Source organism: Zeaxanthinibacter sp. PT1, assembly GCF_028464225.1.
Lineage (GTDB): Bacteria > Bacteroidota > Bacteroidia > Flavobacteriales > Flavobacteriaceae > Zeaxanthinibacter.
In genome coordinates this window covers 836,418-861,485 of sequence record NZ_JAQPCN010000001.1, presented here as the reverse complement: position 1 = coordinate 861,485, position 25,068 = coordinate 836,418, and the positions used below count along the sequence as shown (strand labels likewise).

Genomic DNA, 25,068 nt, shown 5'->3' with positions numbered 1-25,068 from the left:
ACACAGGATGAAATTAGGTAGAAGAAGTAACCTGAAATATTTTTTGTTGTGAAACGCCGGTTTGATAGCATCAATGGCTATTTTATATGAATTTCATTTTTTCAACAGTGGAAAGGAAGCCGTTTTGAAAGAGGATAATGATAACCCGGCGGGCGCTATCGGTATAGCGTAAAATGGCCTACAAATTTCCGGGGATCATCCTCTCCTCTTAGTCTGATCACGTACCAGTAGTCCCCGGTCGGCATTTCGGTTTCCTTGTAGAAACCATCCCATCCCTGGTTCTTATTGTCCATACGATAGACCTCTCTCCCATAACGATCATAGATGATAATTAACGTATTGGGGAAGCCTTCCAAATTCCGTGGTATCCATAAGTCATTATTACCGTCCCCGTCAGGCGTAAAGAAGTTGGGGATCTCAATATCAATGAATTCCATCGCAATTTCGGCAGACATGGTACACCCATTGGCATCTTCCACGGTTACGGTATAGGTATCGCTCCTGTTGATGAAGTAAGTGTTCTTCTCCCCGTTGTTACGCCCGTCAAAAGTGAAGGTGTACTCTCCTCCGCCACCGCTGGCTATGGCCGTAATCTCGTTGAGATTATTCTGTTCGAGTGCAATGTGGAGTGGTTCAAAGGCATCAATGGTAAAATCAATGACCCTGAGGCAGCCGTTGGCATGAGAAATACTGATATAGTGATCCCCCGCAGGAATATTCCTGAAATCAGGCTCCAATTGCATATCAGCAGGATCGGTAGAATCCAGGGCATACATCACATCGCCGGATACGGTCTCATCTTCGAGCAGAATATCCAGGTAATTATCCGGTACAGGCCCGCTGCATTTGTAAACCGGGCTGATCATAGCGTTCAGGTTAACTCCGCCTTCTACCTCGACGATCACGTTGGTCTCACAATCCTGGGCATCCCTGATAAAGATGACATAGGTACCGGCAGCCAGGTTGTTAAATTCGGTCTGACCGTTTACAAAATCATTATCATCGTTAGCATTGAATGCAGTCCTGTATGGCGCTGTACCGCCCGATATGCTCAGGGAGATACTTCCGTCCTCTTCCCCGGCACAAACCTCCGGTAAGGTCGTAAAAAAGGCCTCCAGGGGCGTTGGTTCTGTGATGGTAAACTGGAAGGGGATAAAACACCCGTTCACATCCTGTGCTACCACATCGTATATCCCCGGGGCGAGGCCTGTAAACGTATTGTTACGACTGAACTTATCCAGGTTGGGACTGATAGCATAAAATATTTCACCGGTTCCGCCGCTTACCGATACAGTGATGCTACCGTTTTCCGATCCAGAACAGCTAATATTCGTATGAGACGCCTCATCTACCTGTAGCGGCATGGGTTCTGCGATGACTATTTCCGAACTAACCTCAGTACAATCCCCACTCTGTACGCGTACAAAATAACTGCCTGCAGGCAGGTTGCTGAAATCCCCGGAATTCTGGGGGCCTGCAATTAGACTGGTCAGGGCGACATCGTTATACAGTTCGTAAGAATAATTTCCAAGTCCGCCACTGGCGCGGGTTCGTAGTAATGCAGTACTCTCCCCGGAACAATTGATTGTCGCCGCCGACAGGTCTAGATCTATCGTAAGCGGTATTAGTGCTTCTACATTAACCAGGTTACTCAGGCTGGAGACACAGCCATTCGCATCGCGCACATAAAACGTATAACTTCCCGGCCCAAAGGTAAATACCTGGGTATTCCCTGATGTAAATGGGACATAAGAAATCCCGTCATCGCTAAATTCGTAAGGGGCATTACCACCTTCAGCACTGAGTTGCAGGCTGGCATCCTGAGTACAACTCAGGGCGCTGAGCTGACGAAGCCTGCCAATCACTTCTGTTGGCTGGTCAATAGTGACCCGGGTAGTTTCAACAGCACAGTTCCAACCATCTGTAACGGTGATACTGTATGTACCCGCCCCCAGATTCTCAAACTGAGGATTGGGCCCCGGAGCGCTGGTAAACAGTAAAGCACCCCCAGGGTCAAAATAATTGAGACTGAACTGGTACCCTCCCGAGCCCCCTTGTGGGTTAATGGCCGTTACCGAAGCATTCTCTTCTTCAAAACAGGCCAGGGTAGTTGCAGAGGCTGATATACCGGCAGTAATCGGGGTTGGACTGTCCAGGGTAATATTCATACTTGTGAGGCAGTTCTGCGCGTCGGTAATTTGTGCTGAATAAGTTCCCGCACTAAGGTTGCCGAAAGTGACGGCTGTCGAAGCATTCCGGGTGTAAGTGGTACCGTCCGCTGTATGCGTCAGGACGATGTCGTATGGGGCATAACCCCCACTTACCTGAACAAGGATTTCTCCCTTGTCATCAGTACACTGTACATTGGCGGTTTCCGAAAGACTTACATTTAATGCACTTTCCGGAGCATTGATGGTTACTGTATTTGTAATATCGTCACAGAATGGATGGACTGTGGCCCTGATCTCGACCGAATAGGCCCCACCAGCTAATCCTGTGATCCGTAAAGGCCCACTGGAAGTGTCTCCACTTCCGGAGACCGCAGTTGGGTTACCCATGGCGTCCAGGAGGGTATAGTCATATGATCCTGTATAATTGGCAACCTCGATCTCAATTTCCCCAGTAGTGTCCCCAAAGCACTGAATGGGAGTCAGGGCGACGGCTGTGGCTTCGATCAGGTCATAAGGAACAATATCATAAGCGGCTGTAGTAAAGCTACATCCCGTAGCATCATCGGTTACACGAAACACGTAATTACCCACTTCGGCCAGGCTAAACTCAGCCACCGTATTGGACGGGTTGCTGATAAAAGCCCCATCCGGGTTCCCTACTGGAAGGAGCTCAAAAGTATATGTATTAGAAGGATTTCCGTCATCTGAAACGCGGACCTCTACAATTTCATCGCCGCCACAATGTATTGGACTGAGCTGGTTCACGACTGCTGAAAACTGGTTTAAAGGTTCGAGTGTGATCGGGTAGGCTGCTTCACAACCGTTGGCATCCCTTAAGGTGATATTTAAATGCTGTACTGCACCGGTATCATTTACCAGGAAGGTATCGGTTTCCGTAAAACTGACTCCATCCAGACTGTAAGTATAAGGCAAAGTACCTCCTGAGGGTGATATGGTCACTACCGACTGAGTGACATTATTGTCCGAATTACATGTAAAGGCGGTCGCTGTGGCAGTGACATCCAACATCGCTGGTTCTATGATATCAAAACTCTGAACATCCGAACATCCGCGATCAGAAACCACCGTAATGGTGTAGGTTCCGGCATCCAGGGCGCTAAAAATCCTGGTATCCTGGCTTACCGGAGGGTTGACCCCATCATCAAGAATGAAGGTATAGGGTGGGTTATCATTCGTAACAGCCAGGTCTACTTCTAACCTCCCGTCTGCCGCCCCATTACAGGAAATATCATATTTAGTTAATGTGAAATCAACCGGAGTAGGGGTTTCCAGGGCAACATTTGTCTGCCTGCTACAACCGGACCCGCTCTGATCGTAGACCATTACAAAATAATCTCCAGGGGACAGGCCGGAAAATGTATTCCCGGGCTGAGGACCTGCCAGGGGAGTCATTCCACTGTCAAAAAGTTCAAATGCGTATGAATTAGACCCTCCTGTTGCAGTAACAATAATCTCGCCGTCATTCAGGCTACAGCTGGGCTGTACGCCGACCGCTGCTGATACAGCGAGCGGACTTTCTATGACCAGGGTATCTGTCGCTGTGCATCCATTTGCATCACGGACAGTTACCGTGTAGGTGCCCGGGGCAGTAACGGTAAAACTTTCGGAAGCTTGGTAACCATTCCCAATACTATATTCCAAGGGTGTTACCCCGGTTCCTGTCACCGAAAAGGAATACGATGATCCATCGGAAGTACACTGGTCACTGGTAAAGGCAGGTGCCGTTACCGTAGGGAGCGGATCTTCGTTAACAGTCACTGTTATAAAATGAGTACAACCTTTATTGTCCTGCACATATATATCATAGTCGGCAGGGAAAACCGCGGGATTGAGGGTTGCAATGGCATCACTTCCGAAGTCAGCAGGTGCCGGGATAGATCCTGCAGGCATAAAAGCATAACTATATCCCTGGTTGCCGCCTGTAGCAGCTACGCTGACCTGTGCCCCGAAGTTGCAATTGGCATTGGTATTGGCGATGAGATTCAGATCAAGAGGAGCACCCGGGGATGCAATAGTCACATTATTAGAAATCGTTCCACAAAATGGACTATCCGTTGCAATGACCTCTACAAATTGCATATTTGCAGGGAGACCACTGACCACACGTGGATTAACGGAAGTATCGCCAATCAGTACCCCGGTAAGCGGATTTCCCGCTATATCAAATACCTGGTAGGTATAGTTGCCGGTATAATTGTCTACCTGGAACTGCAATTCCCCGTCCATGACCCCGTAACAACTTACGGGTACAGTGGCCTGGGAAGTCACTTCGATCAAATCAACTACGGCCACATTGTAGGATGCGGTATAGAAGACACAGCCTGTACCGAGATCAGTCACCTGGAATTGATAATCCCCGGGTTGAGGAAGATTGAAATCTGCACTGAAAACACCGGGTCCCGGAGATCGGGTTTGCGAGCCCAGGGGAAGCTGTTCAAACAAGTATTCTCCGGATCCTCCGGTTACCGTGAGACGAAGTACTTCATCATTAGCACAAGTAAGCGGAGTTACCTGTGTGAAGCTTACATCGGTAATGTTTGGTAATGGATCTATGTCTATGCTGGTGGTGCTAGAACACCCGTTAGCATCCAGGACAAAAACATCTATGGTTTGGACGGTTCCATTATCGGCAATACTGAAAGTATTGGCATTAAACCAATTGCTGCCATCCCTGCTGTACTGGTACGGAGCGGTCCCTCCTACGGCAGTAACCGTAATCACTGCTTCATTTACTGCATTATCCGCGTTACAGCTGAACGCTGTTGCCGAAGCTCCTGCCACCAAGTCATCTGGTTGATCAATGGTCACCGCTTCCAAGGCATTACAGCCCCGGGAAGAGATCACTTCTATGATGTAGTCCCCAGCGCTCAGATTGGAAAACGAGGTATTTGATTGCGGACCTGCGAGTAGGATTAAACCGCTGCTGTCATACAGATTATACAGGTAAGGGGGATTGTCCATGCCGGCGTCCAGGACGGCAGAGATGCGACCATCCGATCCCCCGAAACAACTCACATCCTCTTTACTGGCGGTAAAGGAAACATTGGTAGGGATTTCGAGTTCAACACTCACTTTAGAATCGCATCCACTTCCCAAACCGTCGTATACATAGGCATCATATACTCCTGCAGCGAGATTGGTAAAGAGTGGTGATATTTGAGGACTTCCGGTAACACTCAACCCGGAACTATCGAATAGTTCGTAGGTGTACACCCCGGAGCCGCCATAAGGCGTAATCAGGACTTGCCCGTCATTACCAAGGCAGGTAGGTTGTTCGGTTACCTCTGCGCTTAGTGAAGACGGGGTGTAAATGATGACGTTTTCCGTAGCGGTAATACAACCATTGACATCCCGTACCACAAGGTCATAGGTTCCCGAACTAAGGTTGTTGATATTCATGATGTCCCCTGAATTAACGAGGGATGTACTCTGAAATGCACCCCCGTTTATGCTTAAAGTATGAGGGGCAATCCCCGCTTGATCCAACTGAATTTCAATAGTGAAATTGCCTTCGGTAGCGGTACACTCATTCGGAACGGTAGAACTGATCATCGGTCCGGGGTCCGTAGCCACGCTGACAGGTGTAGGCCCAAACTCACAACCGGCTGCATCACGTGTCCAGATATCCCAGTCCGTACTGACGGCAGGGTCTAATTCTGCATAGGCACTACTGCTATAGCCCGAGGCAGCATTCCCTGCAGGAACAAAGGCATATTGAAATCCGCCTTCACCGCCCTGGGCCCTAACGGTAATGTTAGCCAGTTCATTACAATTAGCGTTCTCCTGGTCCAGGATATCCAGGCTGATCGGCAGTGGTTCAATGATTCTGAATTCGTATACATTGGCGCAAAAAGGACTCTCAACTTCCTCTATCAATAACACGTAATCCCCGGCGTTCAGACCACTTAAAGTTACTGGATCCGTCGGGGAGTCATCAGCTTTTGTAGGAACAGTTCCCGTATACCCTGCAACCGGGTTATTGGTTATAGCTTCCATCAGGGTGTATTGAATATTTGATACAGCAGCATCGTAATTCTCCACCTGGAAAGTGATGCTTCCATCCATCGCGGCATTACAGCTATAATCCTCTACAAGTGGTTCACTAACGACGTCTATACTGGAAACGGTAGGCACAACCACCTCTACATAACTGTTACAGCCATTGGAGTTGTCAACCGCCTGAATAAAATAGGTCTGACCTGGATTTAGTCCATTAAATACTGCCTGCTCAGAGGTGGGGCTGAGCACTGTTTCCGTGTCTGGCCCCGTAGCGGTACCATAGATCCAGAAATCGTAATCTCCTGATCCTCCGTCAGCGGTCAGGGTAGCTGTCCCTCCGGACAGACAATCAGCGGTGGTTACGGTGTTCAGACTTAGGAAAGGACTGGCCAGGATACGCACGGGGTCTTCGTAGTATTCACAGCCATTTTGATCCACGATGCGAACGTAGTAATCACCAAAATCGAGGTTGTTAAATGTAACGTGGTCTGAATTGGTCAGTGGTCCAGCGGTATTCACGATGTTATTCTGGTTGTCGTAAAGGGTAAAATATAAATCACCCACTCCCCCACTCGATATATCTATATCTATTCGGCCTAGAATATCCCCACTACCACCCGGATCGCAACTTACATTGGTGGGTATTACGTCGGCGAGGAAATCATCCGGCTCGGCTACTGTTGCTGAACCTGTAAATGTACATCCCTTGTCATCTACTACGGTGTAATTATAAGTGCCGACGCTGAGACCGCTGTATACAGTTTGTGAACTATAACCACCCCCGTTGAAATCAACCTGATAAGGCGCCGATCCGAAGCTGGTGTCAATTATGATCTCCACTATGCCATCCGAGTTGCCAAAGCAACTGGCATCAATTACCGTTTCTGTCGCTTGTGGACTCACAGCAGGAGAGACGGTCACGATATTGGATTCTCCCACACATCCCTGGCTGTCGGTTACCCGGAACTGGTAGGTTCCGGCTGTCGAGGTAGTGTAAGGGAAACAATCGCATACCGGCACATATCCGCCGCCATTGAAATTTATTTCATAGGTGTACGGACCGTAACCTGCGTTGGTCGCCAGATCAATAACAGCATCGGGAGATGCCGAGCAATCATTGTCCTTGAGAAGGGTAGCGTTGGCTGTGAGTTCCCCGGCTATGGTGATAGATACAACATCTTCGCAACCTCCACTGTCAATGACCCGGAACTCGTAATTTCCCGGGACAAGATCTGAAAAGGTATTCGTTGTTTTGGTCGCAGTCCAGGCACCCGCATCTCGGCGGAGTTGGTAAACATACGGAGCGGTTCCCCCGCTTACCGCAATGGTGACATCTGCCCCGGCCGTTGATGAATAACACAGTTGGGAAGCTGTGAGATCTACCGTCGCAACGGGGGCGGCCGGCGGACTTACCGTATGTTGTTTCTCTACCATACAACCTTCCTGGTCATAGGCCCTCAGGTCATAATCACCTTCCTGGGTAAGGTCGGTAAAATATCCGCTGGATTGTAAGCCCGTAGAGCTTCCGTCAGGAAGTATCAGTTCATAACTGTAGGTTCCCCAACCTCCACTGGCCGAGAGATTTACAGAAGCCCCTTCTGCACAAGTCTTTGGAGTCGCCATAAACGTGAAATCGAGCGAGGTATTGGGCTGGGAAATGATAACCGTTTCCGTTATCACACAGTTAGTCTTCTTGTCCGTCACTTCAAGGACATGGTTTCCGGCCATAAGACCTGTAAAGACCACTTCCGGGGCATTCTCGTCTGTAACCAGGGCCGCTCCGTTAAAAGAGTAGTGGTATTTATCGTCAAAATTTGAGATGGAAAAAGTAGCAGCACCGTCACTGCCACCAAAGCAACTGACGTTGCTGGTCACCTGACCTGAAACCTGTATCTTGTTCAGGGGTGCCAAGGTGAAATCTTCTTCAAATGTACAGCCATTGGCATCTGTAACCATAGCACGGTAGCTGCCTGCAGGCAGGTCGTAGAACCAGCCTTCGTCATCGTCTACCAGGTCTGCCGGCGTACTGGAAGGAGAAATCAGGTCAAACATATAGGGAGCTTCTCCCCCATGCACATGTAAACGTACATCTGCCGTTTCAGAAGGACAGCTAATTTCCGGATTGTTATTTACATGCAGCCGATCCGGGCCGTCGGGCTCTTTAATGTCTAATTCATTGGTTTCAAAGTAACAACCGTTGGCATCCATAATAAAGATGCGGTACTTCCCGGCAGTAAGACCATTAAAAGTCGATGAAGGACCGTAATTGACCGCATCGATGCTGAATTGGAAAGGCGCAGTGCCTCCACTCAGGTTCTGAACTTCGATGGTGGCATCCATGTCACACCTTAAATCCTGTACAATGACAGCATCTGCATCAATCTTCGCGGGCTCAACGAGTGTAAAACTGTCCGTAAATTCACATCCTTTGTCGTCTCTGACCGTATAGGAATATGTCTGGTCTGCTAAATTGGTATATACCGTCTGGGAACTAAATCCATTTCCATCAAAGTTTATTTGGTAGGGTGGTGTCCCGGTATCGGCATCCACGACTATTTCTACCCATCCATCACTTTCTCCATGGCATGTAGGGTCAGAAGTGTTGTGGACGGCGGTAAGTGGATCGTCCGCCGAGATAGTAACACTGCTGCTGATGGTACATCCCTGCTGGTCTGTTACTTCAAAGATAAATGTTCCGGGGCTGGCTGTACTGTATGAAAAACTATTCCCTGCTATGGCTGTACTACCCCCTGAATTGACCTGGTATGTAAAACCGGGGTATCCTCCATTAATAGTAACATTGATTACCGCTTCCGGGCTTGCCGAGCAGTCCAATTCTTTCACTACGGAGGTGCTGATGGTAAGCTGGGGAGCAACAGTTAAAGAAGCGGAACTTGCCGAGCAGTTATAAGAATCATATACCTCTACCGTGTAATTGCCGGGGGTCAGTCCGTCAAATACTTCGGATGATTGTGTCGGCCCTCCGTTAATACTGTAAGAATAAGGTGGCAGACCTCCGCTGGCGCTGGCCGTGAGGCTCATCCCGCTACTGGGGTCATAACAAAGGTCTCCGTGGGTAGGAACCAGGTTCACGACAGGGATATCCGGAGAACTGAGATCAAAATTTTCAGCTGTGCTGCATCCGTTGGCGTCCGTTACCGTAAGGTTGTATGTGCCCGTCTGGGTAAGGTTATCAAAAGAATTAACTGCTTGAGGTCCCAGTGGAGTACCATCAGGTTGTAACAGGGTGTAACTGTATGATCCCCATCCCCCGCTGCTCGAAACGGATACAGATCCGTCCGAAGCACAGGTTATAGGAGAAACGTTAAGGTTCGCGGCAAGAACATTGGCCGGTTCAGGAACCGTTATGGTTGCAGAAGCCGTACACAGGGTATTTTCATCAGTTACCGTAAGGGTATAATCCCCTGCTGATAAGCCGGTAAAATCAAGTTGTGCCAGGCTGATACCTGCTGCAGAAGACCCCCCGGTTAAGGTATAACTATAAGTGCCTGAAAAACCATTAATGGCGAAAGTTATTGCTCCATCCGCTGCACCTACGCAACTTACGGGGTTCACCAGTGATCCATCCGCTGCGATAGGGGTAACAGGGGAAATGGTAAAATTCTCCTGGTAGGAACAATTTTGAGAGTCGGTAACACGAAAGGTATAGGTGCCGGCAGACAAATCGCTAAAGACGTTATTATTCCCGTTATCGATTACAGCCGAAGCTGGGGCAATTATTTCGAATTTCAGCGAACCGTTTCCCCCGGTTACATTCAGGGTAACGTCCGGATCCGGATCAGCACAGGTCTGGACCGAAGCACTGAAATCGATATCCTGGGGTCCGGAGGTAGGATCGATGGTAAATGGGCTGAGCGTATAGGCACACCCCTGGGCATCACGTACACTAATGGTGTAAGTTCCGTCCTGTAATCCATTGAATGCGGCACTTCCACTGAAATTCACCCCGTCAAGACTATAAGTATAGGGCGCTGTTCCACCAACTGCGTTCTGGACTTCCAGTATAGCGTCCTGGTCACAGGTAAACGATTGCGTCATAACTACGTCAGCCGTAATTTCCGCATCAGGCCCCGCTATGGTATGATCCTGGGGGAACTCGCATTCGCCACCTCCTTTGGCCTGAACCAGATATACGATATAATCTCCCTGTGGCAGGTTGGTAAACACCCCCGAAGTACTCAGTAAGGTGGTGCCATCTGGATATTCGAGACGGAATTCTACATTGAACCCGTTATCATCTATAATGGTATAATCAATTCGGCCATCGGCATTACCAAAACAGGTTTCATCGGTTTCTGTAAAGGTGTAATCCACACTTGGAAACAGCTCTATGCGAACTTTATTGGTCACTACGGCGCAGTTCGCTTTGTCGATAGCTACAAAGGTGTAAATACCCTCGTCAACGATATCAAATATCACACTGGTCTGGAATTCAGAATTAGGTATATCATTAACGGTTGGATACGAAGTTACCAGATTACCATCCTTATCTTCATAGGACCAGATTGCGTAAGACACACCACCTTTGGGCGTCCCGTTAGTTTGCATTTGTATGTTACCTTCCCGGCAGGTGATGTGTTGTGATATCACCGCGTTTACTTCATAGGGGCTTCCGCTTTGTACCTGAAGTTGTTCCGTGTAATAGCATCCGTCATCCGTCCACACTTCCAGCTCATAATCGCCTCCCCTAAGACCTTCAAAAGTATAGCTGCTTTCTGAAGTCGGAATGTAATCATCCAGACTATATCCCAATTCCCGGAGGTTAAAATAGTATTGAGGATCCGCATCCAGCACATCCACACTGATAGAACCAAAATCCCCGCAGACCGCATCGGTTACGGAGGTTTGTACCTGGAAATTACGAGTGCGGATATCGAGCTTATCCAGCCTGAAAACACATCCTCCGCTAACTCCGGATTGCCGGATTTCCACGGCATAAGTCCCTTCGTTATTTATAGGAAATAATGGACCATTGTTAGCGCTGTAAGGAACAAGAATATTTCCGGTTGCGTCATCGAGAAGTTGAAATTCGTAATTGGCCGGAACATTGGTAACCGTGATTTCTCCCGGGTTTCCACACATGATATCTTTGACATCTGTCTGCGGCGCAAGCGGGTTTTTAAAGACATCAAAGTAAAAGCGTTCAAAACAGCCGTTTTGATAATTAACACTGATGCGATATTTCCCTGCGTCCTGGGCTATGTAGTTAGCGCCATTTCCGACCGCTGACCATGTGCATTGAGCATTTTTGTTGGCACAATCGGAAGCCGCGCTGCTGCAACTGGTTTCATCGAGCAGCTCCCAGGTAATACCGGACGTATTGGAAAATGTCACAGAAAGAGCGTCGGAATCGCTGGCCCCGCACAGGAAAAGGCGAGGTAATAAAGAACCATCATCCGGGCAGGTGACTATTTCTCCATCAATTGAATTGGAACTATCCGCAATTAAAGCTGCAATGGGATTGTCATTGTCCGGACAACTCACTTGGGCCAGCACAGAGGTGAGGCCCAAATGAAATAATACAGCAATAAATATTATGGATAGTTTTTTATTCATCAACTAAGAAGATTAGGATTCACCTTCATGATCCACATTTTGTCATCATAGGAAGCATCTAGTTTGGAATAGTAAGAGATCAAGGCATTATTCCAGGAATCGTGTCTTTTCAGGTAGACATACCGATAGTTATTTTTCGGATTTATGAAATAGCTGGCGCTCAGTCCTTGCGCATTCAACAGCCTGACAAAACGGTTGGCATTATTAGGATTGGCAAAAACGTTGGCAATAATGTAATACTCGGAGCCTTTCCGGCCCACCCGAGGTTCCTTTTGGCTTTCGGAAGCAGCCAGCTTATCACGGGCTATGACGTTCTTTTGCAACACATTATTCTCATATTCTGCTGATTTTTCTTTTATTTTATTAGCATTAGCGGCATAAGCTTCATTGGAGTAGCGATTGTCTACGTTCATGATCCATAAGTCTCCGTCGTATTTCCCGTCTAGGCCGGTATTATATGCCCGCATAGCTTCTTCCTTGCTGTTGAATCGCTGAAGGTAAACGTACTTGAGCCCATTGCGAGGATTATCAATATAACCGGCGTCTATACCATCAGACTGTAAGGTACTGATGAACTTGTTCATATACTTACCACCCTTGTAAACATTGGCGATTACATAAAATCCCTGCTCAACATCCTGCAGGTCACGGAAGGTCCTGCTTTTTGCGGCCTTGCGTTTTGTTATGGTCGGATGGATATTATCCCTGGATGCTTCTGCTATTTCAGCTGAAACGATAACCTTCTCTCTGGCCTTTGCAGCTGGAATACCGGTTGGTTTAATTATTGCCGGTCTTTTGGTTTCCTCCTTGGTTGCAACCTGCGCTTTCTCGTTATTGATAAAGTATTGTTGCCTGGCTTTTTCTTCCAGGTCGGGGCGTTGACCTCCGGTTTCATTACGCACCATCCGCATTACCATTTCAAAACGACGCTCCAGTTCTTGTTGCTGTGCTCTTTCAACCGAATCTTGTCGGTAGATCAATTCGGCCAGGATTTCGTCATTTTCGGCAAGCCTTCTTTTAAGCTCGGCGATCTCGGCATCCTTATCTGTCTGGCTCAACTCTTCATCTTCCTCGGCAGAGACCAGTAGGTCTTTGTTATCTTCGAGCATTACACGGTCCTCGGTCAGGTTAGGGGTAAAGGAGTAGGCAAAAGAGATCTCGTGGGTCAGTCCAAAATTATCGGTATTGTCAGACAGGCCTTTCTCCATAGTGTATCCTAAGGAAAGTCTTCGGTTGAGGTTGAAGCCGATACCAGCAGATGCGCCGTAAAAACTGTCATAACCTCCTTGTAACCAGCCTAGTTTAGGCAGGTCCAGGATCAGGCTTCCACCCAGGGCCAATTCTTCTGTCCCCATTTTTCGCACCCTGGCAAGCGGCATTACCCTGCCTTCCTCGAACACACCGGCAGCATTGTTAAATGCATGGGTGTATTGCAGGTGACCGGAAAAGGTCTTCTCATCAAAGGTGGTAATAGAGGTATTGGCCTTTAGGTTGTAATCAAACAGGTTTTCTGCAAAAACTCCGAAGTCAAAATGACCATAGGATATGTTGAATCCTGGCTGGAAGGACAGTAAGGAATTATCCTGGAAACCGTTTAGGAATGGATCGTTCTCTACAGAATTAGCCCTGCTCTCATCAAATCCACTGTTATAATAGGATACGTTAGCTCCGAAGGTAAAGTTGCTCTTATCGTTGAGCTTTATTCCATAGGCATAGTTAGCCAAGACACCATAGTTACTGACAAGTCCTTCACGCTGTGTATACAAGCTAAGTCCTAGCCCGGTCCGGTCACTGATACGACCACTGTAGCTCAGGAAGTACATTTGATTATTATCGTCAAATTGTACTGATTGGTTTCTGTGTAACAAATTAAAGTATGATTTGTCTTCCCGTACCGTAGAAAAGGTAGGGTTGATCAGGAAGCGGTTATACTTTAACAGGTTCTGGGAGGGAACATCATAAGTGATGAACGGACTTTCGTCCTGGGCTCCCACCCGGGTTAATGCTGCCATGCATAGAAATAAGAAAAGGATACCCTTTTTCATGGTTGGTTTATCGGATAATAGTTATTGTGCCTTGCTTTAATATGCTGTTAGCGTTCTTGATCTTATAATAGAACACCATGTTCTGTTTGGGAAAAACGCGGGTTGATTCCGGCCAGTTATTCTTATAATCTGTTTGGTTGAAGATCTCCTCACCCCTTTCGTTATAAATGATCACGGAAACGTCCGTTTTATTGGAATAGGAATTCGGGATCACCCACTGGTCATTGATGCCATCACCGTTGACCGAGATTACATTAGGAACTTTAAAGGTATCCAGGTATTCTACTTTCAGTGACCTGGTAATAGTACAGTTCCCGATGGAGGCAACCAGTAAATAAGAGCCCTCTTCTGTAAAGGTCATAGAGGAGGAATTGCTTCTTTCAGTATTAGAACTGTCATACCATTGGTAAGAATCTCCTCCACTAGCCGTGACGGTTTTAGAACTCCCTTCCGGGAAGACAATAGATCCCGGTTGGTCCAAGGTTATCAGCGATTCGTCAATAGGTGAAATCACAATTTCATTAGAAGGTAAGGGGCATCCATTCCGCTCTAATACCAATTGGTATGTACCTGCTTCTGTAACATTTAATGACTGATCACTATTACTCACTATTTCATTATCCCGGGTCCAGCTGAATGTTTGCCCGTTCAGGTCAGTATCCGTACTGATAGTAATGATCTCACCTTCTCCACAACTGACCAGTCCTGTACTTTCTATAGTAAGTGTTTCACTGACCAGCAGTCTAACCTCTAAAGCTGCAGAGGTGCTGGAATAGGATTCTAAGTTGGCCTCTAGCGTATAATTTCCATTCTCTGTTACATTGACCAAACTGATCGAAGCAGATGTTTCTCCCGCTACAACAGATGCATCCTTATACCATTGGTAAGTGAATGAATCTTTCAGAGTTGTAGTAACATCTGTCCGGTTCCCGGAATCTTCTATGGCGTTGATCTGTGTAACTTCTAATGCGGTACTGGTATTCTCGCAAGGGGCATAACTGCCGATATAATCTGTAACGATTTCAAACGAGACCGGTGCCACGACGACGGTTGAGTCGGAAATCGCAGTTGCCGATGCGCAGGCTCCGCCGGTCTGGGTGACCTCTACGTAATAGGTTCCTTGATCAGCTACATCATTAATAGTAAAGGTACTGTTGGTAGCCCCGCTGATCACGGATCCGTCTTTGTACCATTGGAAGCTTGGATTGCTGGCGTTGGTAAGCACGCTCAGGTTTAAGCTGTTACCCGGCAGGATGACCATGTTGGCGTCGTTAGCCCGGCTAGCTGTAATATTACCGGCATTGGTTATAGTGACAGGGGCTGATCGCTCTACGCAGGCTCCTGGCCCGTAAACCTCTACCTGGTAATCGCCTTCAAATCCGGCGACAGAGGCATCAACGGTATACATATGGTCATCTATGGTTGGTGTGCTAACGGGACTTCCGTTCTTATACCAGGTGTAGGTAAGACCGCTACCACTGATATTGGCCTCTAATGTTTGAAGATCGCCTTCGCAAAGCTCCGTTTTAGCCGGGGGATTAATGGCAATCCCAAGACTGCTTCCCACGGTTATGTCCATGATATTGGATAGGGTATTACCGGATCCGGAACAAGACCCATAATCGATCTCTACATTATACATCCCGGCCTGGGTAACGGTAATACGATCGCTTTTTTCAGCAATGAGCGTTCCGCTGCGATACCAATTATATTGATATGTCCCGGCAGTGGCCAGGTCGTATACTTCTAGTGTGATTGAGTTTCCGTCACAGATCTGCGCAGTTCCATCACCAAAATCTGCTTCGCCCTGCTGCCGGATCTTTAAGCCGGAGTTGACAGAGAGGTAATACATGGGATGTGGATCAGATACCGGGCTTGTCAATGCAGGACTTGTACTACGAACACGGAAGCGGTAGTTTTCTCCCCGTGTTTCCGGTGGCACCTGGAATTGAAAGTAAAAATCAAAAACGGTATTCTTACTGCCTTCTCTTACTAATTCTACCGGGTCTGAAAAATTTCCGTCTGCATCGGACAGCTCCAGGATGAATTCATTATCTGAGTTGACCAGTGGTGGGCTCCAGCTAAAGTTCACCCAGTAATCATTGAATGAAGCAGAGGCACAAGCCTGTACCCATGGACTACTTCCTGCGGGTGGAGTTTGGTTGGGGGCAGCTTCCGGCTTCTTCAGTGTCTGGGCAGATGCCATCAGGCAACCAAAGAACAGTAGAATGCTGAAAGAGACTCGGAATATGGTTTGTATAAATTGTTTCATAGCTGGCTGTAGTTTTGGGACTACTCTTACTCGTATGTATTTTGGTCAAAGGTCTGATTCTGAACAGCTGGGAATTTTATCGCTGTCGGGGAGAACTTATTAACCCTTACCTGTATGCCTAACAAATATGACACTTAATCGAAGTGATGGGAATTTAATGTTGTAGTACGGTAGATTTATGTTGTGAAATCGCAATTCTTGTAGGCTGCGGCTTTAATTATGGACGCTATGAACGCAATTTTGCTAACTTTGCAGCTTGAAAATATAGCTTATGAAAGATGCGCCACGCTCGCTGAATTTTATAGAACATATCATTGAAGAAGACCTGGAGAAAGGATTCTCTAAAAACGATCTCCGGTTTCGCTTTCCACCGGAGCCCAATGGATACCTTCACATCGGGCATGCCAGCTCTATCTGTCTGAATTTTGGACTCGGCCTTCGCTACGGAGCCCCGGTCAATCTTCGCTTTGACGATACCAATCCCTCTAAGGAGGAAAAGGAGTTCGTAGAGGCGATCCGCAAAGACGTAGAATGGCTGGGATTTGAATGGGATAAGGAATGTTACGCCTCTGATTATTTTCAACAACTATACGACTGGGCCGTTATGCTGATCAAGGACGGAAAAGCTTATGTGGACAGTCAATCTTCAGAAGCCATGGCCCAGCAGAAGGGAACACCGACAGAACCCGGTACCAACAGCCCGTTCAGGGACCGTTCCGTGGAAGAGAACCTGGCATTGTTTGAAGAGATGAAAGCAGGGAAACACGGGGAGGGGACCCACGTGCTGAGAGCTAAGATCAATATGGCGGCCACCAACATGCTGATGCGTGATCCTATCATGTACCGCGTGCTGCACAAGCCGCACCACCGCACAAATACCGATTGGTGTATTTATCCGATGTACGACTGGACACACGGGGAAAGCGATTATATCGAGTCTGTTTCTCACTCGCTGTGTACGTTGGAGTTTGCACCTCACAGGGAGTTGTATAATTGGTTTTTAGACCAGGTTGTGGAAGAAGGCAAGGTAAGGCCAAAGCAACGTGAATTTGCAAGGCGTAACCTCAGTCATACCGTAGTCAGTAAAAGGAAATTGCTGGAGCTTGTAAACAGGGGGGTTGTCAATGGCTGGGACGACCCAAGGATGCCTACCATATCCGGCTTGAGACGAAGGGGATATACCCCGGAATCCATACGGAATTTTGCAGATACTATAGGGATCGCTAAAAGAGACAATGTGGTAGACGTATCATTATTAGAGTTTCACGTACGGGAACATTTGAACCAGATAGCGCCCAGGGTTATGGCGGTTCTTGACCCGGTTAAACTTGTTATCACCAATTACCCCGAAGGCAAAGAAGAATGGCTTACAGCGGAAAATAACCCCGAGGACCCCGGGGCGGGGGAAAGGGAAGTTCCATTTTCAAGAGAATTGTATATAGAAAAGGAAGATTTCAGGGAAGAAGCGAACCGCAAATTTTTCAGACTGAAGTTAGGCGGGGAGGTCCGCTTAAAAAATGGTTATATCATTAAAGCCGAATCCTGCACTAAAGATACCGATGGGAATATTACGCAAATTCAGTGTACATATGACCCAAAAAGCAAGAGTGGGAGCGGAACAGAAGAAAGCCTGAGGAAGGTTAAGGGGACCCTGCACTGGGTATCTGTCGCCCATGCCATCCCGGCAGAAGTTCGTCTTTACGACCGCTTATTCAGCCACGAAACCCCAGATGCTGACAAGGAGAAAGAATATACAGATTTTATCAACCCCGAATCCCTAAAAGTAATCACGGCCTATGTTGAGCCGAGTTTAAAGGGTGCTGAAATCGGCGATCGATTCCAGTTTCAACGCTTGGGCTATTTTAATATAGACAAGGAGAGTACGGAAGGTACATTGGTGTTTAACAGGACGGTGCCCCTGAGAGATACATGGGCCAAATTAAAGGACCAGTCCTAAAAAATCCGTAAACATAAATGCTTTAAAGGATCCCAAACCGGGATCCTTTCTGTTTTTGGGGGATATATTCCGTTCTATTGCAATTCTCGTGCTGAAATTCGGGTATTTAGCGGTTTTCCGATAGTTTTTCATTGGATATGATTAAAGAGGCTACAGCTTTGTTATTACATTGTCCTCGAAGAACATTGAGAAACACGGGATGTTGTTGAAAATCAGTTATCAGTAAAAAATAATAACTGCCGCTTAACACATTCTTTCCTTTTTAGGTCGTATCTTAAATGTTCGGATTAAAGGAATATTAACCATAAAATTTAATAGATCATGAATAACAATAGTGGAAACGTTTTACTGGCTTTGTTAACCGGAGCTGCAATCGGTGGAATAGCCGGAATCTTGTATGCCCCTGATAAAGGTGAGGAGACCAGGAGAAGACTTAAAGATGGCGCCCTGAAAACTAGGGATGACTTAAATGTTCGCTTGCACAAGGCTGCAGATGAACTGACTAAAACTGCCGATGCAAAGAAGGCTGATTTTGACCGAAGGTTAGATGAAACAATTTCTACCATGAGCTATAAGGCTGATGACATCATCGGGACCCTGGAGCGTAAATTAGCCGACCTACGTAAAAAGAATGCAGAATTGCAGAAATAATAAAGCATGGCGTTCGAAGAACTAAAGGATAACATCGCTGAGGCCGACCGGACCGCTCGCTCATATATAGATACGAGCGCAGAATATTATAAACTTAAGGCATTTAAGTTCCTGATGCAGGGAATTATGTCTTTCTCAAAAATGCTGGTTGTGGGAGTCATCGCTTTCATCGCCCTGTTATTCCTTTCACTTGCAGCCTCTTACGGAATAGGGCAGTTACTGGATAATACATTCCAGGGCTTCCTGATCGTTGGTGGGTTTTACGTTTTGGTGGGAATACTTTTCTACCTCCTGAGAGACCGTATCAACAGGCCGCTGTTAAAGAAATTTTCTGAATTTTATTTTGACGATTAGATATGTCTAAACGATATGAATCCATAGCAGAGATTAACCACGATCTGAAGATACTGGAATTGCAGCGGGCAATAGACCGGGAGAACCTGAAATTGAGCTATCAGAATGCTAAGAGCCAGTTATATCCCACCAGCCTGTTAGGCGGTATGGGAGGGCTTATACAGAAAGTATTTGCTACCCTTGTGGCTAGGAAATTCCTGAAAAAAGTGAGTTAAATAACTCGTAATTAAGACATTATAAAAAGACCCTTCAGTATAATATACTTTAGGGTCTTTTTTTGCTATTCTTTGTCCTTGGATCTTTTCTGCTTTTTCATGGCCTCTCCAATCTGGTTACTGGCGGTAAAAGAGGCCACCATATTGTTCAGCATGTCGCTACCAGCTTGTGGGGAATTAGGAAGTAGTATAAGATTGGTATTGGTCTCTTCACCGATAGATTGTAATGTATCATAGTGCTGTGTCACAACGATAAGCGCAGAGGCTTCTTGTGAATTGATCCCTACCTTGTTCAGTACCTCGACAGATTCTTCAAGTCCACGAGCAATTTCACGACGCTGATCGGCTATACCCTGGCCCTGGAGCCTTTTGCTTTCCGCTTCGGCCTTGGCTTTTTCCACGATAAGAATTCGGGCTGCGTCCCCTTCAAATTGGGCTGCTATTTTCTCGCGTTCAGAAGCATTGATACGGTTCATGGCCGATTTAACCTGTGCATCCGGATCTATGTCTGTGACCAATGTTTTAATGATGTCATAACCGTAATCCAGCATCGCATCCTGCAGTTCAGCCTTAACGGCAATAGCGATATCATCCTTTTTAACAAAGACATCATCCAGCTTCATCTTAGGAACCTCTGCCCGGACCACGTCAAACACGTATGAAGTGATCTGCTCGTGGGGGTATTCCAGCTTGTAAAAAGCTTCGTAGACTTTTTCACGGATCACAACGTACTGTACGGAAATCTTAAGTTTAACAAAAACATCGTCACGGGTCTTCGTTTCCACGATGACGTCTAATTGCTGTATCTTCAAGCTCACACGTCCCGCGATACGGTCTACCAACGGAATTTTCATTTGCAAACCGGAATTCCTGATGCTCAGGAATCGTCCAAAACGTTCTACGATAACAGCGGTTTGCTGTTTGACCACGAAAAAAGAGGCCAGCAAAAGGAGGATTCCGAAAATTACGATCGGAATTAATAGGAAATTCATCATGATTGATTGTTTAAGGTGGTTTAATATACGCAGAGTTCGTAATATCAGTAGGTTAATTTCGTGTTTTGTTACACTGCGGCAAAAAAGAAAGGCGCATCCCGATTACCGCGATGCGCCTTTCTGTATTTAAAGATCTTTCTGGCCTACAAAGTGTCAATAGCTTTTTCGATCCGTTCTCTGGTTTCTTCCGCCCCGATCTGGGAAATGATATCAAAGAGGTGGGGACCTTGCATGGCACCCACAATTGCGAGTCTTAAAGGAGGCATTACTTGTCCAAAGGACAATCCCTGTTCCTGTATATGTTCCTTTACAGCCTTCTCTATGGGTTCTGACGAAAAGTCATTTTCAGATAACAGCACTTTGAGAACGTCCTTAAGAATGCCCGGGGTTCCATCTTTCCACTGTTTTTTAGCGGCCTTCTCATCATAAGATTCCGGGGCGATGAAGAAATAGGAGGTCAATGGCCAGAGATCCTGTATAAAACTGGCCCGTTCTTTGACCAGTGCAACAACCTTTTCTATAGTTTCAATACCGGGCAGCGCTTTGCCTTTCTCATCCAGGATGTCATTCAATAGGGGCTGAAATCGGCGTGCGAGATCTGCGGCGCTTAGTTGCTGAATGTAATGTTGGTTATACCACTTGGTTTTTTCAGGGTCGAACCTCGCTCCTGATTTGTTGACACGTTCCAGCGAGAATTGGGCCATCAGTTCTTCCATGCTGAATATTTCCTGTTCCGTTCCGGGATTCCATCCAAGTAAGGCGAGGAAATTAATTACTGCCTCAGGAAGGTAGCCATCTTCCTTATACCCCCGTGATTCTCCCCATTGCAGGGGAAAGACCGGGAAACCGAGTTTTTCACCATCTCTCTTACTCAGTTTCCCTTTGCCGACCGGCTTCATGATCAGCGGTAAATGTGCAAATTGCGGGGCTTCCCATCCAAAAGCATTGTATAGCAATTGATGGAGCGCTAAGGAAGGAAGCCACTCCTCGCCACGGATAACGTGTGAGATCTCCATTAAGTGGTCATCAACGATATTAGCCAGGTGGTAGGTAGGCATACCGTCACTTTTAAACAATACTTTATCATCAAGGGTGGCGGTATCAATGGTGATCTGTCCCCGTATAATATCATGGAGTTCTAGGCTCTCCTTTGCGGGACTTTTAAAACGGATAACATATTCCGTTCCCTCATCAAGTAGTTGGGAAGTTTCTTCCTTTGAAAGGGAGAGTGAATTTCTCAGTTTTTCACGGTTGTGCCAATTGTAGATAAAGGTTTTGCCTTTGGCCTCGTGATCTTTACGGTGTTCATCCAGTTCTTCCGCGGTATCAAAAGCGTAATAGGCTTTACCTTCCCGTATTAGTTGATCAGCATATTTGGCGTAAATAGCCTTGCGTTCACTTTGGCGGTACGGGCCGTAATCACCTCCTACATGCGGACCTTCATCGCACTGGATTCCGCACCAGGACAGCGCTTCCACGATATATGCTTCCGCACCCTCCACGTAGCGGTTCTGATCCGTATCCTCGATTCTCAGGATGAAGTCGCCCCCTTCTTTCTTTGCAAACAGGTAATTGAATAAAGCGGTTCTAACTCCCCCTATATGTAACGGTCCCGTAGGACTCGGCGCAAATCGCACCCTGGTTCTCTTGTTCATCTCTTCCTGGTTTTGCCCGCAAAGATAAGCCTTAGCATCGTAGCATAAAACCGGATCATCAGCCAATCCCCCTGTCAGGCAGCCTAGGCCTTTCAGGGGATATTTAACACATTTTTTAAGGATACGTCCTGGTACAACAACTATCTTGCTAAGTACAAAACTCAGACCCCTGGAAACGTACAAGTATATAAAGGCTCAGTTGAACCGATTTATGCGTAGGTATTACCTGCGCATGATCGTAAAAGGAATAATTCTTTCTACAGTACTAGTTTTATTATACCTGTTGTTGGTAATGGGGCTGGAGTATTTCCTTTGGTTAAATACGGTACTGAGGTCTGTATTATTCTGGGGTCTTGTGCTGCTAACAACAGCCCTCTTGCTGTACTATGTACTGATCCCCTTGCTACGATTACTGAAAATTCAACAGGGAATCACGGAAAAGGATGCCTCGCGGATCATTGGACAACATTTTAGTACGGTAGGAGACAAGCTGGTTAATTTGTTAGATCTGGTAGAGGATGATCAGAAAAGTGAATTACTGATCGCCAGTATAGAGCAACGTTCGGCTGCATTAAAACATGTGCCTTTTGAGAATGCGCTCGAGTTCAGGAAAGTTTTTAAGAATGCGAAATACCTGCTGATACCATTGCTTATCGCAGCCATTGTATGGCTCTCGGGAAACTTAGATTCTTTTACAGCCTCCTATAAAAGGGTAGTGGATTATACAACCTACTATGAACCGCCGGCTCCCTTCGCGTTTGTTGTTCAGCCTATGGATTTAAACGTATTGAAGCACCAGCCTGTTCGGATACAGGTAACCACTGAAGGGGAAGTAAGACCGGAGAATATGATCCTGGTGCTCAATGGCAGGAATATCCTGATGCAGGAAGAAAATGAAGTTTATAGTTATACTTTGAAACCACCACAAACGAACTCCAGTTTTTATTTTACAGCTGGTGGAATTCGCTCAGAAGATTATGAATTAAAAGCTTTAGACATCCCGGAAATACAGGATTTTAGTCTTCAACTCGTGTACCCCGAGTACCTGGACAGGGAAAATGAGCTGATCAGGAGCACAGGAAATGCCAGGATACCCGAAGGAACCCTGGTTGAATGGAATATCAGGGCAGAACACACCGATGATATACAAATATCCTTTGAAGACACCCTGGCCCGGTTTATCAGAGAGGCTGATCGCTTCAATTTTAATAAGAGGATATTCAGGGACAGTGAATACCGGATTGTTACCTCCAATGCAAATGTGGACAGTTTCGAAGAACTTGAATACAAGCTTGAAGTCGTGCCGGATGCCTATCCCCAAATAGAAGTAAGCCAACAGAGGGATTCTATTAATCCCCAATTAAACTACTTTATGGGTAAGGTTTCTGATGACCATGGTCTCAGCCATTTGGGTATAACATATTATCCTGAGGGACAGGAAGATATGCCTGAATATTTAACTTTGGAACAGCCCTCAGCCTTACAGCAGGATTTCTTCTATTTGTGGCCAAGCGGGTTAGAGGTGGAAGATGGAGTCACCTATGAGCTTTACTTTACCGTGAAAGATAATGACGGTCTACGTAACGGTAAAACGAGTAAAAGCCAGGTTTTTTCTTTAAAAATACTGGGTGAAAATGAAATAAGAGACAAGCGATTAGAACAGCAGAATAATACGATTCAGAAGCTGGGTAAAACCCTGGAGAATCTAAAAGACCAAAGAGAGGTACTGGAGGAACTAAATAATCAGCAGAAGGAAAAGGACGTATTAGAGTTTAACGACCAACAGAAGATTTCCGAGTTCCTGAAAAAACAGGAACGTCAGGAAGAAATGATGGGTAAGTTTTCCAGGGAATTAAAGGATAACCTGCAATCCATGGATAAGGGAGACGCTGAGAACCGATTATTACGGGAACGCCTGGAAAGACAAGAAATGTTGGCCCGGAAAAACGAGCGTCTGTTGGAAGAATTGAATAATGTGGCGGATAAGATTGATAAAGAAGATCTGCAGAATCGTCTTGAAGAATTGGCGAAGAACCAAAATAACAACGCTCGAAGTTTGGAACAACTGTTAGAATTGACCAAACGTTACTATGTAACTGAAAAGGCGGCTCAGTTGGGGTTTAAGTTAGAGAAGCAAGCAGAAGAACAACAGGGCCTGGCAAAATCAGGAAAACAGGCAGATTCTCTAGCACCTCTTCAAGAGGAATTAAATAAGGATTTTATCAAAGCGGCCCAGGAAATGGAATCCTTAAACAGGGATAACAAGGAACTAAAGAAACCTTTGGATCTGCCATTTGACAAAGGCAGACAAGAGGATATAAAAAAGGACCAAGAAGATGCCTTAGATAAACTAAAGTCACAAAGCCCGGAGAATAAATCAGCAAAGGAGGAGGATCGTAAAAAAGCTTCTCAAAAACAGGAATCTGCTGCGCAGAAGCTGAAGGAAATGGCCGAGTCTCTGCAAAAGGCCGGTACGGCAGGTGGGGGTAGTGAAGGCATGGCCGAGGATGCGGAAATGTTACGTCAGATTCTGGATAATCTATTAAGTTTTTCGTTTAAGCAAGAACGGCTCTACGATGCTTTGTCACAGCGGGAATCCGATCTCGCACCTTACGGGGAACTTGTAAAAGATCAGCAGGAACTACAACAGTTATTTACTCATGTGGATGATAGTTTATTTGCATTGTCACTTAGAAGGTCTGAATTAACCGAATTTGTAAACGAGCAAATAGGAGAGGTGTATTATAATATGGACAAGACACTCGTTAGCCTCGCGGAAACCCAGGTTTACCAGGGAGCTTCATACCAGCAATATGTGATTACAGCTGCAAATAGCCTTGCCGATTTTTTGGTAAATATACTGGAGAATATGCAGCAAAGCTTACAACAAGGTCCGGGCTCCGGCTCACAGGAAGAAGGATTTCAACTGCCCGATATAATTAAGGGACAAGGAGAATTGCAACAACAAATGGGTCAACTCGGCAGCAAAGGAAAAGGACAGCAGGGAGAAGGCAAAGAACCGGGACAGGGGAAGGAAGGTGAATAATCTGGAAAAGGCCAGGGAAAGGATGGTAAAGGCGAAAATGGATCCGGGGAAGGCGAGGGCGATGGCGGTGAGAACGGCAGTAATTCCGGTCAGGGTTCAAACGAGCAATC

Annotated in this window: 10 protein-coding genes; 5 read left to right on the top strand and 5 right to left on the bottom strand. The window is 46.4% G+C overall.

Translation table 11 applies throughout. The features are described from left to right. Positions 1-155 precede the first annotated feature (155 nt). Genes PP178_RS03715 through PP178_RS03705 form a run of 3 tightly spaced genes read right to left on the bottom strand, consistent with a single transcriptional unit; the run spans position 156 to position 16,085 of the window. A complete protein-coding gene (locus tag PP178_RS03715; protein ID WP_272592964.1) occupies positions 156-11,768 on the bottom strand; it encodes a T9SS type B sorting domain-containing protein in 11,613 nt (3,870 codons plus the stop codon). Next, a complete protein-coding gene (locus PP178_RS03710; protein WP_272592963.1) occupies positions 11,768-13,813 on the bottom strand; it encodes a PorP/SprF family type IX secretion system membrane protein in 2,046 nt (681 codons plus the stop codon). Before PP178_RS03710 ends, PP178_RS03715 begins: the two co-directional genes overlap by 1 nt. Before the next feature lie 7 nt (positions 13,814-13,820). Next, positions 13,821-16,085, bottom strand: coding sequence for an Ig-like domain-containing protein (locus tag PP178_RS03705; protein ID WP_272592962.1), 2,265 nt, complete (start codon positions 16,083-16,085; stop codon positions 13,821-13,823). A gap of 271 nt (positions 16,086-16,356) precedes the next feature. Here PP178_RS03705 and PP178_RS03700 point away from each other — a divergent pair, with 271 nt between their 5' ends. The 4 genes from PP178_RS03700 to PP178_RS03685 all read left to right on the top strand — a co-directional run bounded on the left by PP178_RS03700 (position 16,357) and on the right by PP178_RS03685 (position 19,262). Beyond that, a complete protein-coding gene (locus PP178_RS03700; RefSeq protein ID WP_272592961.1) occupies positions 16,357-18,042 on the top strand; it encodes a glutamine--tRNA ligase/YqeY domain fusion protein in 1,686 nt (561 codons plus the stop codon). 321 nt (positions 18,043-18,363) lie between these two features. Beyond that, entirely contained in the window at positions 18,364-18,693 is a 330-nt protein-coding gene (locus PP178_RS03695; RefSeq protein ID WP_272592960.1) for a YtxH domain-containing protein, read from the top strand. A 6-nt stretch (positions 18,694-18,699) separates the two neighbouring features. After that, a complete protein-coding gene (locus tag PP178_RS03690; RefSeq protein ID WP_272592959.1) occupies positions 18,700-19,047 on the top strand; it encodes a phage holin family protein in 348 nt (115 codons plus the stop codon). A gap of 2 nt (positions 19,048-19,049) precedes the next feature. Beyond that, positions 19,050-19,262, top strand: a complete 213-nt coding sequence (locus PP178_RS03685; RefSeq protein ID WP_272592958.1) for a DUF6327 family protein — start codon at positions 19,050-19,052, stop codon at positions 19,260-19,262. Between the two features lie 65 nt (positions 19,263-19,327). Here PP178_RS03685 and PP178_RS03680 read toward each other — a convergent pair whose 3' ends face one another. Both PP178_RS03680 and gltX read right to left on the bottom strand, forming a co-directional pair. Continuing rightward, positions 19,328-20,257 (bottom strand): SPFH domain-containing protein, encoded by a 930-nt coding sequence (locus PP178_RS03680; RefSeq protein WP_272592957.1) that lies wholly within the window; start codon positions 20,255-20,257, stop codon positions 19,328-19,330. A 143-nt stretch (positions 20,258-20,400) separates the two neighbouring features. Beyond that, positions 20,401-21,912, bottom strand: coding sequence for a glutamate--tRNA ligase (gene gltX, locus PP178_RS03675; protein ID WP_272592956.1), 1,512 nt, complete (start codon positions 21,910-21,912; stop codon positions 20,401-20,403). Between the two features lie 199 nt (positions 21,913-22,111). Here gltX and PP178_RS03670 point away from each other — a divergent pair, with 199 nt between their 5' ends. Continuing rightward, the gene (locus PP178_RS03670) at positions 22,112-24,958 is read left to right on the top strand and encodes a DUF4175 family protein (RefSeq protein ID WP_272592955.1); all 2,847 of its coding nucleotides are present in this window, start codon (positions 22,112-22,114) and stop codon (positions 24,956-24,958) included. The last annotated feature ends 110 nt before the right edge of the window (positions 24,959-25,068 follow it).